The organism is Micromonospora chaiyaphumensis, assembly GCF_900091435.1.
In the GTDB taxonomy this organism is placed as follows: Bacteria; Actinomycetota; Actinomycetes; order Mycobacteriales; family Micromonosporaceae; genus Micromonospora; species Micromonospora chaiyaphumensis.
Genome location: NZ_FMCS01000005.1, coordinates 377167 through 389309 on the forward strand (window position 1 = coordinate 377167; position 12143 = coordinate 389309).

11 protein-coding genes are annotated in these 12143 nt (G+C 72.7%); 9 read left to right on the forward strand and 2 right to left on the reverse strand.

Annotated elements, in window-relative coordinates; translation table 11 throughout:
* Positions 1-47 precede the first annotated feature (47 nt).
* The 6 genes from GA0070214_RS16330 (at position 48) to GA0070214_RS16355 (ending at position 6905) form a co-directional block, all read left to right on the forward strand.
* A complete protein-coding gene (locus tag GA0070214_RS16330) occupies positions 48-1298 on the forward strand; it encodes an ABC transporter substrate-binding protein (protein ID WP_091263668.1) in 1251 nt (416 codons plus the stop codon).
* Positions 1299-1305: 7 nt separating this feature from the next.
* Positions 1306-2187 (forward strand): branched-chain amino acid ABC transporter permease, encoded by an 882-nt coding sequence (locus GA0070214_RS16335; RefSeq protein ID WP_091263670.1) that lies wholly within the window; start codon positions 1306-1308, stop codon positions 2185-2187.
* Complete coding sequence (locus GA0070214_RS16340; protein ID WP_091263672.1) at positions 2184-3206, forward strand: branched-chain amino acid ABC transporter permease; 1023 nt, start codon at positions 2184-2186, stop codon at positions 3204-3206. Before GA0070214_RS16335 ends, GA0070214_RS16340 begins: the two co-directional genes overlap by 4 nt.
* Before the next feature lie 78 nt (positions 3207-3284).
* Positions 3285-4601: a glycosyltransferase family 87 protein gene (locus GA0070214_RS16345; protein ID WP_091263675.1), complete on the forward strand. Its 1317-nt coding sequence runs from the start codon at positions 3285-3287 to the stop codon at positions 4599-4601.
* 118 nt (positions 4602-4719) lie between these two features.
* A complete protein-coding gene (locus tag GA0070214_RS16350; RefSeq protein WP_091263677.1) occupies positions 4720-6285 on the forward strand; it encodes an MFS transporter in 1566 nt (521 codons plus the stop codon).
* Between the two features lie 11 nt (positions 6286-6296).
* Complete coding sequence (locus GA0070214_RS16355) at positions 6297-6905, forward strand: TetR/AcrR family transcriptional regulator (RefSeq protein ID WP_091263678.1); 609 nt, start codon at positions 6297-6299, stop codon at positions 6903-6905.
* A 22-nt stretch (positions 6906-6927) separates the two neighbouring features.
* On the opposite strand, the gene GA0070214_RS16360 is transcribed toward GA0070214_RS16355, so the two are convergent.
* Positions 6928-8847 (reverse strand): helix-turn-helix domain-containing protein, encoded by a 1920-nt coding sequence (locus GA0070214_RS16360; protein ID WP_091263680.1) that lies wholly within the window; start codon positions 8845-8847, stop codon positions 6928-6930.
* A gap of 14 nt (positions 8848-8861) precedes the next feature.
* Complete coding sequence (locus tag GA0070214_RS16365; protein WP_091263682.1) at positions 8862-9644, reverse strand: 3-hydroxybutyrate dehydrogenase; 783 nt, start codon at positions 9642-9644, stop codon at positions 8862-8864.
* A gap of 180 nt (positions 9645-9824) precedes the next feature.
* On the opposite strand from GA0070214_RS16365, the gene ruvC reads away from it, so the two are divergent.
* The 3 genes from ruvC to ruvB are packed head-to-tail and all read left to right on the forward strand — an operon-like array spanning position 9825 to position 12012.
* Positions 9825-10352: a crossover junction endodeoxyribonuclease RuvC gene (gene ruvC / locus GA0070214_RS16370; protein ID WP_091263684.1), complete on the forward strand. Its 528-nt coding sequence runs from the start codon at positions 9825-9827 to the stop codon at positions 10350-10352.
* On the forward strand, positions 10349-10951 hold the full coding sequence (gene ruvA, locus GA0070214_RS16375; protein ID WP_091263686.1) for a Holliday junction branch migration protein RuvA: 603 nt from the start codon (positions 10349-10351) through the stop codon (positions 10949-10951). The genes ruvC and ruvA overlap by 4 nt, the downstream gene beginning before the upstream one ends.
* Entirely contained in the window at positions 10948-12012 is a 1065-nt protein-coding gene (gene ruvB / locus GA0070214_RS16380; RefSeq protein WP_091263688.1) for a Holliday junction branch migration DNA helicase RuvB, read from the forward strand. Before ruvA ends, ruvB begins: the two co-directional genes overlap by 4 nt.
* Positions 12013-12143: the final 131 nt, after the last annotated feature.

The following is a 12143-nucleotide window of genomic DNA, read 5'->3' on the forward strand; positions in this document are numbered from 1 at the left end:
AACGACGGCTGACCCGCGCGGACCGCGCGGTATGAAGGGATTTCGACATGCGGAGAAGCGTGGGTGTGGCCGCCGCCTCGGCGGCGGTGCTCGTGGTGGCCGGCTGCGGCGGCGGTGGCCCGCAGTCCGGCGGCGACCAGAAGCTGACCGGCGACAAGATCGTGCTGGGCGTCCTCAACGACCAGTCCGGGGCCTACTCGGAGCTGTCCGGGCGGAACTCGGTCAAGGCCGTGGAGATGGCCATCGCCGACTTCAAGGCCAAGTACGGCGACAAGGCGGTCACCAAGAACATCAGCGTGGAGACCGCCGACCACCAGAACAAGCCGGACGTGGCCAACAGCAAGGCCCAGGAGATGTACGACCGGAAGGGCGTCGACGCGATCCTCGACGTGCCGACCTCCTCGGCCGCCCTCAAGGTCGCGGACGTGGCCAAGGAGAAGAAGAAGCTCTACTTCAACATCGGCGCGGCGACCACCGACCTGACCGGCAAGAGCTGCAACAAGTACACGTTCCACTACGCCTACGACACCTACATGCTGGCCCACGGCACCGGCACGGTGACCACCGAGCAGGTCGGCAAGAACTGGTACATCCTCTACCCGAACTACGCGTTCGGGCAGGACATGGAGAAGAGCTTCTCCGCCGCCATCACGGCCGCCGGTGGGCAGGTCGTCGGCAAGGACGGCGCGCCGTTCCCGAACACCAGCGGCGACTACTCCTCCTTCCTGCTCAAGGCCCCGACGCTGAACCCGAAGCCGCAGGTGCTCGGCACCATGCAGGCCGGCGCCGAGCTGGTCAACGTGGTGAAGCAGTACAACGAGTTCAAGCTGCGGGACAAGGGCGTCGGGCTGGCCGTGGGCCTCATGTTCATCACCGACATCCACTCGCTCACCCCGGCCGCGCTCGCCGGCACCACCTACACCGACGCCTGGTACTGGAACTTCGACCAGCAGAACCGGGAGTGGGCCGACAAGTTCCAGAAGGAGACCGGCACCCGGCCGTCCTTCGCCCACGCGGCCAACTACTCCGCGGCCATGCAGTACCTGGAGGCCGTGCAGGCCGCCGGCACCGACGACGCGGACACCGTGGTGAAGGCCCTGGAGGGCAAGGAGGTCAACGACCTCTTCCTGCGCAACGGCAAGATCCGCGCCGAGGACCACCGGGTCATCCACGACGCGTACCTGGCCCAGGTGAAGCCGCAGGCCGAGGTGGGCGAGCCGTGGGACTACGTGAAGATCCTCAAGACCATCCCGGCGGCTGAGGCGTTCCGTGCGCCGTCGGCCGACTGCAAGATGTGACGAGCTGATGTCAGGTTTCCTGCAGAACACGTTCAACGGGCTGGTGGGCGGGGCGTTCTACGCCCTGCTCGCCCTCGGGCTCGCGGTCATCTTCGGCATGCTCCGGGTGGTGAACTTCGCCCACGGCGCCTTCTACATGCTCGGCGCCTTCGGGGCGTACGTGCTGCTCGCCGAGGCGGGCGTGCCGTTCTGGGCCGCGTTGGTGATCATGCCGCTGGCGCTGGGCCTGCTCGGCATGGTGCTGGAGCGGGCGGTGATCCACCGGCTGACCCGGCTCGACCCGCTCTACAACTTCCTGCTCACCTTCGGCCTCACGCTGATCCTGCAGGACCTGGTGAAGTCCCGGTACGGCGTGCAGTCCAGCCCGTACGCCACCCCGGCCGAGCTGAGCGGGACGGTCGACTTCGGACTCTTCGACTTCCCCACCTACCGGGTCTTCATCCTGGGCTTCACCGTGCTGCTCTGCGTCGCGGTCTGGTGGGTGCTCGGCCGGACCCGGGTCGGCATGGTCGTCCGGGCCGCCACCGAGCGTCCCGAGCTGACCCGGGCCTTCGGCATCGACGTGGGGAGGTGGGTCACCCCGGTGTTCGGCTTCGGCATCGCCCTGGCCGGGCTGGCCGGGGTGCTCGCCGCGCCGATGCGGGCGGTGAACCCGCTCATGGGTGCCGACCTGATCATCGTGGTCTTCGCGGTGGTGGTGATCGGCGGGCTCGGCTCGATCTTCGGTTCGGTGGCCGCCGGCTTCGGCATCGGCCTCATCCAGGCCTGGGGCGAGGCGTACCTGTCGGAGTTCCCGATCGTGTCGCAGACCGTCGTGTTCGTGGTGATGGCCGCGGTGCTGCTCTGGCGGCCGGCCGGCCTGTTCGGCCGTGAGGAGGCACCGGCATGACAAGTGCCGTCGACACGCCCGCCGAGGAGGCGGCCCGTCCCGCCCCGCCGTCCGGGCTGCTCGCCGTGGCCCGGGCACCGGGCTGGGTCCGGTACGCCCTGCTCGCCGCCGGCCTGATCGTGGCGCTCTGGCTGCCCAGGGGCATCTACCCGGCGGTCGCCGTGGACATCCTGTGCTGGGCGCTCTTCGCCGTCTCGGTGGACCTGCTGCTCGGCTTCACCGGGCTGATGTCCTTCGGGCACGCTGCGTTCTGGGGCACCTCGGCGTACGTGACCGGGCTGGTGGCGATCCACGCCGGCCTGCCGTTCCCGGCGGCCGTGCTGGCCGGCGCCCTGGCCGCGGCGCTGCTCGCGTTGCCGATCGGCTATCTCGCGGTCAAGCGCACCGGCATCTACTTCGCCATGGTCACGCTGGCCTTCGCCCAGATGGTCTACTACGTGGCCAACGAGTGGCGGTCGGTCACCCAGGGCGAGAACGGCCTCCAGGGCGTGCCCCGCTCCTTCTTCGGGGTCGACCTGACCGACGACTACTACTTCTACTACGCGATCCTGCCGATCGTGCTGCTCGGCCTGCTCGCCGCCTGGCGGATCGTGCACTCGCCGTTCGGCCGGGTGCTGGTCGGCATCCGGGACAACCCGGCCCGGGCCCGCGCGCTGGGCTACCCGGTGCACCGCTACAAGCTGACCGCGTTCGTCCTCTCCGGCTTCCTGGCCGGGCTGGGCGGCGGGCTCTTCGCGGTGGGCCACCGGTTCGTCTCGCTGGACGTGCTGCACTGGACCACGTCCGGCAAGGCGGTCATCGTCGTGGTGCTCGGCGGCATCGGCACCCTCTGGGGCGGCGTGCTCGGGGCGGCCCTGGTGGTCCGCCTGGAGGACTGGCTGTCGTTCTCCGGCTTCGAGGCCATCGGCCTGGTCACCGGCGGCATCTTCGTGCTCGTCGTGCTGCTGTTCCGGCGGGGCATCTGGGGCAGCGTGGCCGCCCTGGCGCTGCGCTGGCGGCGCCCCCGGCGGCGGGGATAGCCCGGCGCGGGTCGGCGGCGGGGTGCCGGGTGCGCCGGGACCCCGCCGCGACGGCCTGCGGGCTACTATCCGGACACCATGATCATTCAGCAGATCCGCCGACTCGCCCTCGAGGTTCCGGCGGAGCAGCCGGCTCGTCCGCGGGTCCGCGTCCCGAACTGGCTACTCGTTCCCGGCCTGGCGTCGCTGGCCGTCTCGCTCGCGTTCTACGGCCTGTACCTGCGCGACCATTCGCTGGCCGGGACCGACTTCCGCATGTACCTGGGAGCGACCAGGACGTTCCTGGACGGTGATCCGGTCTACCGGGCCGGCTACACCGGGCTGAACCTGCCGTACACGTACCCGCCGGTCACGATGACGTTCCTGATCCCGCTGACCTGGCTCGACGAGAACGTCGCGCTCTACGTGTGGAGCGTCGCGGGCCTGCTGGCGATGCTCGCCGTGGTCTGGCTGACCACCAGGATGACCGGTTACGAGGGCGTCCGCGGCCGGCTCGGTGTCGCCGCCGCCGTGCTCGCGGTGCTGCTGTGGACCGAGCCTCTGCAGCGCAACTTCCACCTCGGTCAGATCAACATCTTCGTCATGCTGCTGGTCGTGGTCGACCTCGCCCTGCCCGACCGGAGCCGGTTCAAGGGGATCGGCATCGGGGCGGCGACCGCGACCAAACTGCTGCCGGGCCTCTTCGTCGTCTACCTGCTGCTGACGCGACGGATCCGCGCGGCCGTCGTCGCGGCGGGCACCTTCGCCGGCCTCACCCTGCTGGGCGCGATCATCCAGCCGCGGAACTCGTTCGACTACTGGGTGACCGGCCGGGCGTTCGACAACCAGCCGATGCTCGGCGGGTCGGGCCCGCGGTACGCCGGCAACCAGTCCCTGCAGGGTCTCGTCGCCCGTCAGCTCGACACCAACGAGCTGAACACGAGCTGGTGGATGTTGTCCGTGGTCGTCGTGGCGGTGGCCGGGCTCGCACTCGCGACCGCGCTGCAGCGCAACGGCGAGGAGGCGATGGCCCTCGTGGTCGTGGGTTGCACGATGCTCCTCATCTCGCCGGTGAGCTGGTCGCACTACTGGCTCTGGACCGCTCCGATGGCGGTGGTGCTCATCGACGTCGTGCGGCGCTCGCGAGGCGTGGCCCGTGTGGTCGCCGGCGTGGTCGCGGTCGCGGCGACCCTGCCCTTCCTCCTGTGGCCGGGCACCATCCCGACCGGCGAGACCATCCCGCGGGGCCTGATCTGGAACTCGGCCCACATGGAGGGGCGGGCGAAGTGGCTCGCCGCCGACTCCTACTCGCTGACCGTGCTGGTGCTCTTCGCGCTCGCCGCGCTCTGGCTGGTCCACCGGAGACGTGCCGAGCGGGCGGTGACTCCCGCGGCCGACGTCCCCGACGGGGGGTGATGCGGGACACAAACGATACGGATCGGTTCCGTATCGAAACCTTCTCACCTACGCTCGTCTGCGTTACGAGTCTGTCCCGTATCGTATTTGACGCGGGTGAGTCGGGGGGAGAACCCGAGTGGAACCGCACGAGAACACCGGACACCCGAGGAGGTGGGCGATCCTGGGGGTGCTGGTGATCAGCCTCCTCGTGGTCGTCCTCGACAACACGATCCTCAACGTCGCCCTGCGTACCCTCGCCGACCCCGTGCACGGCCTCGGGGCCAGCCAGGGCGAGCTGGAGTGGGCGATCAACTCCTACACCCTGGTCTTCGCCGGGCTGCTGTTCACCTTCGGCGTCCTCGGCGACCGCCTCGGCCGCAAGCGCTTCCTGATGGTCGGCCTGGCCCTGTTCGGGCTGGCCTCGCTGCTCTCCGCGTACGCCCAGGACCCGGGCCAGCTGATCGCCACCCGCGCCCTGATGGGTGTCGGCGGCGCGGCCATCATGCCGGTGACCCTGTCGATCATCTCCAACGTCTTCGACCCGCGGGAGCGGGCCAAGGCGATCGGCGTCTGGGCCGGTGCGGTCGGCCTGGCCGTGGCCATCGGCCCGGTGCTGGGCGGCGCCCTGCTCGAGCACTACTGGTGGGGCTCGGTCTTCCTCATCAACGTGCCCGTCGTGGCGCTCGGCGTGGTGCTCGTCGCCGCCCTCGTCCCGGAGTCCCGGGACCCCCGGCCGGGCCGGGTCGATCTCCTCGGCGTGCTGCTCTCGGTGGTCGGCCTGGTCGCCCTCACCTACGGCATCATCGACGGCGGCGAGCACGGCTTCGACCGGGCCCGGGTCTGGCTGGCGGTCGTCGGCGGGCTCGCGGTGCTCGGCTGGTTCGTGGCCCACGAACTGCGCAGCGACCACCCGTCGCTGGACGTCCGGCTGTTCCGGGTGCCCCGGTTCGCCGCCCCGGTGGCGCTGGTCGGCCTGGTCTTCTTCGCGGCCATGGGCGTGATGTTCTTCGGCGCGTTCTACCTCCAGCTGGTCCGCGGCTACAGCCCGCTGGAGAGCGGCCTGCTCTTCCTGCCCTTCGCGGCCGCCCAGCTGATCTTCGCGCCGCGCAGCGCCGCCATGGTCCGCCGCTACGGCGGCCGGGCGGTCGCCGGGGTCGGGCTGCTGCTCACCGCCGCCGCGCTCGGCGCGTTCGTGCTCATCGACGCGGACACCCCGATCTGGATCTTCTCGGCGCTGGGCTTCGTGCAGGGCGCCGGGATGGCCAACATCATGCCGCCCGCCACCGAGTCGATCATGTCGGCGCTGCCCCGGGAGAAGGCCGGCGTGGGCTCGGCCGTGAGCAACACCGTCCGCCAGGTGGCCGGCGCGCTCGGCGTGGCGGTGCTCGGCTCGGTGCTCTCCGCCGTCTACCGCAACGACGTGGCCTCGGCCGTGTCCGCCCTGCCCGCCCCCGTCCGCGACGCGGCCCAGGAGTCCATCTCCGGGGCGTACGCCGTGGCCGGCCGGCTCGGGGCCGGCGCGCCCCGGCTCATCGACGCGGCGAACGACTCGTTCGTCTCGGCGATGCACTGGGCGGCCGGGATCTCCGCGCTGGTGGCGCTGCTCGGCATGGGCATTGTGCTGCGCTGGATGCCGGGCCGACCGGTGCTCGAGCCCGAGGCCCAGCCGGCCACCGAGCCGGAGTTGGCCGGGACCGCGTAGGTTCGGCGACAATGTCTGACATGACTTCCACAGCTGATGCTCCGCGGTCGCCCGGGCGACCGCGGAGCATCCGCGCGGACGAGGCGATCGTGGAGGCCACCCTCGACCTGCTCGCCGAGGGCAGCACCATCGAGGCGCTCTCCATCGAGGCGATCGCCGCCCGCGCCGGGGTGGGCAAGGCCACCATCTACCGCCGCTGGTCCGGCAAGGACGCGTTGCTCATGGACGCGCTGCGCCGGCTCAAGGGGGTGCCGCCCCAGCCCGCCGGGCAATCCGTCCGCGACGACCTGGTGCTGCTCGTGGGCGCGGTCGGCCACAACGTCGACCCGCGGGCCGCCAAGATCATGCCCTGCCTGGTGCCCGAGGTGAACCGCAGCCCCGACCACTACCAGCTCTACCAGAACATCGTGGCGCCGCGCCGGCAGCTGATGCGGGAGGTGCTGCGCCGCGGGGTGGACAGCGGCGAACTCCGCGCCGACCTCGACATCGAGCTGGCCATGGCGCTGCTCAGCGGCCCCATGGTGCTCCAGCGGGTGCTGCGCTGGCACCCCGAGCTGGACGAGCGGATCCTTCCGGAGCGCGTCGTGGACAGCGTCCTCGAAGGCCTCCGCGCCCGCTGACCCCGGGCCCCGGCCGCTCGCGTCAGGCGGCCGGGGTGCGCAGGCGGTGCAGGCGCAGGGCGAGCTGCACCTCAAGGGCGCGCTCCGGCTTCTGCCAGTCCGCGCCGAGCAGCTGCCCGACCCGCTCCAGCCGCTGGGTCACCGTGTTGACGTGCACGTGCAGCAGCTCCGCCGCGCGGGCCAGGCTGCCGCCCACCCCGAAGTACGCCTCCAGGGTCTTCACCAGCGCCGTGCCGCGCCGGGCGTCGTAGTCGACCACCGGCCCCACCGTCGCGGTGAGGAAGCGGGCCACGTCCCGGTCGCCCGAGTCGCCCACCGCACCCAGCAGCAGCCCGACGAAGCCCAGCTCGGCGGTGCTCGCCCCCTGCCCGGCCCGGCCCAACGCGCCCAGCGCCGTCAGGCACCGCTCCGCCTCGGCGAACGTGGTCGCCAGCGAGGCCGGCCCCGTCGAGGGCCCGCTCGACCCGGCGGTCACCGGCCGGCCGGTCACCCGGGAGAGGTCCCGGGCCACCGCCCGGGCCGCGCCGCCCGCGTCCTGGCCGGGCAGCATGAGCACCACCCGCCCGTCGCGCGCCGCGGCCAGCCCGCCCCGCGTCGAGGCGTACGTGGTGGCCCAGGACAGCACCCGCTGCCGGGCCGAGCCGGTGGCGGCGATCGCGTCGTCGCCGACCGCCACGAGCACGTGCGGGGCGTCCAGGTCCACCCCGAGCCGGCGGGCCCGGCTGCGCAGCGCGTCGGCGTCCCGCAGCGGCCGGGCGATCAGGTCGTCCAGCAGCTCGCCCCGGACCCGCCCCTCCGCCTCCGCCACCGTCCGGCGGAACAGCAGCAGCAGCGCCGTGACCAGTGCGGCCCGCTCCAGGATCCGCTGGTCGGCGTCGACCAGCTCGCCGTCCGGGCGCAGCACCAGCGCGCCCAGGTTCTCCGCGCCGGCCACCACGGCGGCGTACCAGAGCGGCCCCCGGCGGACGCTGCGCCCCTCGGTGCGGGACGCGGCCACCGCCTCGACGATGTCCGCCCGGTCCGGCTCCTCGATCTCGCCCACCCGGGCCAGCCGCCGCCCCTCGGCGTCCAGCGCCAGCAGCGCCCCGCCGAGCACCTCGGTGACCGCCGCCGCCACGTCCTCCATCCCGCCGCCGCGCACCACCAGGGCGGTCATCCGGTCGTGGGCGGCCGCGGCCCGCTCCACCGAGCTGCTGTGCGCCCGGATCGTGCTGTTCGCCGCCGAAAGCTCCTCCAGCGCCGACCGGGTCTCGGCCAGCAGCCGGGCCGTGTCGATCGCCACGGCGGCGTGCGCGGCCAGCGAGACCAGCAGCGACACCTCCTCCCGGGCGAACGGCCGGGCGGAGCGGTTGGCCGCGTACAGCACGCCGATCACGCTCGACCCCAGCCGCAGCGGGACACCGAGGATGGCCACGAGGCCCTCCTCGCCCACCCCGCCGTCGATCTCGCCGGTGTGCTTGAAGCGGTCGTCCTCCTGGTAGTTCGAGGTGACGTACGGGGTGCCGGTCTGCGCCACGAGACCGCCCAGGCCGTCGCCCATCTCCAGCCGCAGCCGCTGGAACCGCGCCGAGATCGACCCGTCGGTCACCCGCATGTAGGTGTCGCCGCGCTCGTCGTCGTTGAGCGTCATGTACGCCACGTCGGTGCCGAGCAGGATCCGCGCCCGGTGCACGATGGCCCGCAGCACGTCGTCCAGGTCACGCAGCCCGGCCAGGTCGCTGGCCGTGTCGTACAGGCCGGAGAGCTCGGTCTCCCGGCGGCGGCGCCGCTCCAGCAGCGCGCGCACCCGCAGCGCCACCAGCTTCGCCTGCTCCAGCTCGGCGAGGCGCTCGGCGGGCAGGCCGGCGGCGCGGGCGGCGACCAGCGGCCCCTCGAACTCGACCGCGGCGGCCTCCCGCGCCAGCAGCTCCAGGAACTCGACCGGCGACGACATGACCGACATTGTGCGCGAGGCCACTAGTTGGCCGTCCAGCCCCCGTCGAGGGCGATCGACGCGCCGGTGATGAACGCGGCGGGCGGCGAGCACAGGTACGCGACCAGCTCCGCCACCTCCTCCGGCTCGATCAGCCGCTTGATCGCCGCCCGGGCCAGCATGATCTTCTCGACCACCTCGTCCTCGCCGATGCCGTGGCTGGCCGCCTGGTCGGCGATCTGGCTCTCCACCAGCGCGGTCCGCACGTACGCCGGGTTGATGCAGTTGGCGGTCACCCCGTGCGCGGCGCCCTCCAGCGCCACCACCTTCGACAGCCCCTCCAGGGCGTGCTTCGCCGAGACGTACGCCGCCTTGTACGGCGAGGCGCGCAGCCCGTGCACCGAGGAGATGTTGACGATCCGGCCCCACCCGTTCGCGTACATCCGGGGCAGCGCCCGGCGGATCAGCAGGAAGGGCGCCTCCACCATCACCCGCTGGATGTACTCGAAGCGCTCGACGGGGAAGTCCTGCACCGGCGCGACGTGCTGGAGGCCGGCGTTGTTGACCACGATGTCCACGTCGACGTCGAGCCGGTCCACCGCCTCCGCGTCGGCCAGGTCGACACCCTCCGCCCGGCCGCCCGCCTCCGCGGCCACCGCCTTGGCCGCCTCCACGTTGCGGTCGACCACCAGCACCGCCGCGCCGGCCGCCGCCAGGCGCAGGGCGCAGGCCCGTCCGATGCCGCTGCCACCACCGGTCACCAGCGCGGCGCGACCGGAGAGGTCGACGTTCACGACGTGGGGGACCGCCACGGGTTCTGCCGTCATGGCGCAAGAAGTTACGAGCTGTGTGGCCGGCGGCACATGGGGCGGCGACACATACTCGACCGCTTCAGTGTGTGGCGCGGATCGTGTCCGCCGCTCCCGGCGTGTCCGGCCGGTCGGGCGTCGGGGCGCACCAGTAGGGTGTCGAACACACGTACTGCTGGAGCTCGGGGAGGAGGCGGCGTGCGCGTGCTGGGCGTCGACCCGGGGCTGACCCGGTGCGGGGTCGGCGTGGTCGAGGGCGTGCCGGGCCGCCCCTGCACCCTCGTCGCCTACTACGTGGTCTACACCGATCCCGCCGACGACCTGCCGCTGCGCCTGCTGCACCTGGACCGCTCGCTCACCGACCTGGTCGCCGAGCACCGCCCCGACGCCGTGGCCGTCGAGCGGGTCTTCAGCCAGCACAACGTCCGCACCGTGATGGGCACCGCCCAGGCCAGCGGGATCGCCGTGCTCGCCGGGGCGCGGGCCGGGCTGCCCGTGCAGACCTACACCCCGAGCGAGGTGAAGGCGGCGGTGACCGGTTCCGGCCAGGCCGACAAGGCGCAGATGACCGCCATGGTCACCCGGCTGCTGCGGCTGCCCGAGCCGCCCCGCCCGGCCGACGCCGCCGACGCCCTGGCCCTGGCCATCTGCCACGTCTGGCGCGGCGGCACCCGGTCCAAGCTGGCCGCCGCGGCCGAGCGGGCCCGACGAGGAGGAGTGCGATGATCGCCAGCGTGCGCGGCACGGTGACCGCGACCGGTCCGGACCACGCCGTGGTGGAGGTGGGCGGCATCGGCCTGGCCGTGCAGTGCGCCCCCGGCACCATCGCGGAACTGCGGGTCGGCCAGCCCGCCCGGCTGGCCACCAGCCTGGTGGTCCGCGAGGACTCGCTCACCCTCTACGGCTTCCCGGACGACGACGCCAAGCAGCTGTTCGAGCTGCTGCAGACCGCCAGCGGGGTCGGGCCGCGGCTGGCCCAGGCGGTGCTGGCCGTGCACACCCCGGACGCGGTCCGCAAGGCCATCGCCAACGCCGACACCGCGGCGCTGACCCGGGTGCCCGGCATCGGCAAGAAGGGCGCCGAGCGGCTCGTGCTCGAACTGCGGGACCGGATCGGCCCGGTGCCGGTGGGCGCCGACGGCGCGGCCGGGGTGACCGGCGGCGCCTGGCCGGAGCAGGTCCGCCAGGCGCTGGTCGGGCTCGGCTGGACCGCCGCGCAGGCCGAGCAGGCGGTGGCCGCGGTCGCGGAGACCGTCGACGGGGAGACCCCGCCCGTGCCGGTCCTGCTCAAGCAGGCCATCCGCCTCCTGGGCCGCACCCGATGACGAACGAGAACCTCGTCTCGGCGTACGTCAGCGACGCGGAACGGGACGCGGAGGCCAGCGTCCGGCCCCGGCGGCTGGAGGAGTTCATCGCCCAGCACCGGGTCCGCGACCAGCTCGACCTGCTGCTTCAGGGCGCGATGCGGCGTGGCTCCCCGCCCGACCACATCCTCCTCTCGGGGCCGCCCGGCCTCGGTAAGACCACCCTGGCCAACATCGTGGCCGCCGAGCTGGGCTCGGGGATCCGGGTGACCAGCGGCCCGGCCATCGAGCGCTCCGGCGACCTGGCCGCCATCCTGACCAGCCTCGCCGAGGGCGACGTGCTCTTCATCGACGAGATCCACCGGATCGCCAAGCCGGCCGAGGAACTGCTCTACAGCGCCATGGAGGACTTCCGGGTCGACGTGGTGGTCGGCAAGGGGCCGGGGGCGACCGCCATCCCGCTCGACGTCGAGCCGTTCACCCTGGTCGGCGCGACGACCCGGTCCGGCCTGCTCACCGGCCCGATGCGGGACCGGTTCGGCTTCGTGGCGCACCTCGACTTCTACTCACCGGCCGACCTGGAGGCGCTGCTGCACCGCTCGGCGCGGATCCTCGGCGTGCCGATCACGGAGGAGGGGGCGGCGGAGATCGCCGGCCGGTCCCGGGGCACGCCCCGGATCGCCAACCGGCTGCTGCGCCGGGTCCGGGACTTCGCGGAGGTCCGCGCCGAGGGCGTGGTCAACCTGGAGACGGCCCGGGCGGCCCTGACCGTCTACGACGTCGACGCGCTCGGCCTGGACCGCCTGGACCGCGCCGTGCTCACGGCCCTGGTCGACTCGTTCCGGGGCGGCCCCGTGGGGCTCTCCACGCTCGCCGTGGCGGTCGGGGAGCAGCCGGACACGGTCGAGGAGGTGTGCGAGCCCTTCCTGGTCCGGGCCGGGTTGCTGGCGCGTACGCCGCGCGGCCGGGTCGCCACGGCAGCCGCCTGGCACCATCTGGGGCGTACCCCGCCGAATGGTACATTTGGTGCGGATGCCGCTCCGGTGCCCGATCTGTTCTCGGCGCAGACCGATCAGCCGTGATCCGAACGTGATCTGTGCCGCATTCGGTGTTCTCAGGTGCAGGGATTAGACTTCGCCGCGGTTTGTACAGGACGTGAGAACTCGCCTCCGCTCCGGTGCCCCACGGGGCGTTGCGGAGGCCAATGGGAAGG

Bases quoted from the DNA above. Each gene is read 5' to 3' on its own strand.
- GA0070214_RS16330 (WP_091263668.1), top strand. From the start codon at position 48: ATGCGGAGAAGCGTGGGTGTGGCCGCCGCCTCGGCGGCGGTGCTCGTG.
- GA0070214_RS16335 (WP_091263670.1), top strand. From the start codon at position 1,306: ATGTCAGGTTTCCTGCAGAACACGTTCAACGGGCTGGTGGGCGGGGCG.
- GA0070214_RS16340 (WP_091263672.1), top strand. From the start codon at position 2,184: ATGACAAGTGCCGTCGACACGCCCGCCGAGGAGGCGGCCCGTCCCGCC.
- GA0070214_RS16345 (WP_091263675.1), top strand. From the start codon at position 3,285: ATGATCATTCAGCAGATCCGCCGACTCGCCCTCGAGGTTCCGGCGGAG.
- GA0070214_RS16355 (WP_091263678.1), top strand. From the start codon at position 6,297: ATGTCTGACATGACTTCCACAGCTGATGCTCCGCGGTCGCCCGGGCGA.
- GA0070214_RS16360 (WP_091263680.1), bottom strand. From the start codon at position 8,847: ATGTCGGTCATGTCGTCGCCGGTCGAGTTCCTGGAGCTGCTGGCGCGG.
- GA0070214_RS16365 (WP_091263682.1), bottom strand. From the start codon at position 9,644: ATGACGGCAGAACCCGTGGCGGTCCCCCACGTCGTGAACGTCGACCTC.
- ruvA (WP_091263686.1), top strand. From the start codon at position 10,349: ATGATCGCCAGCGTGCGCGGCACGGTGACCGCGACCGGTCCGGACCAC.
- ruvB (WP_091263688.1), top strand. From the start codon at position 10,948: ATGACGAACGAGAACCTCGTCTCGGCGTACGTCAGCGACGCGGAACGG.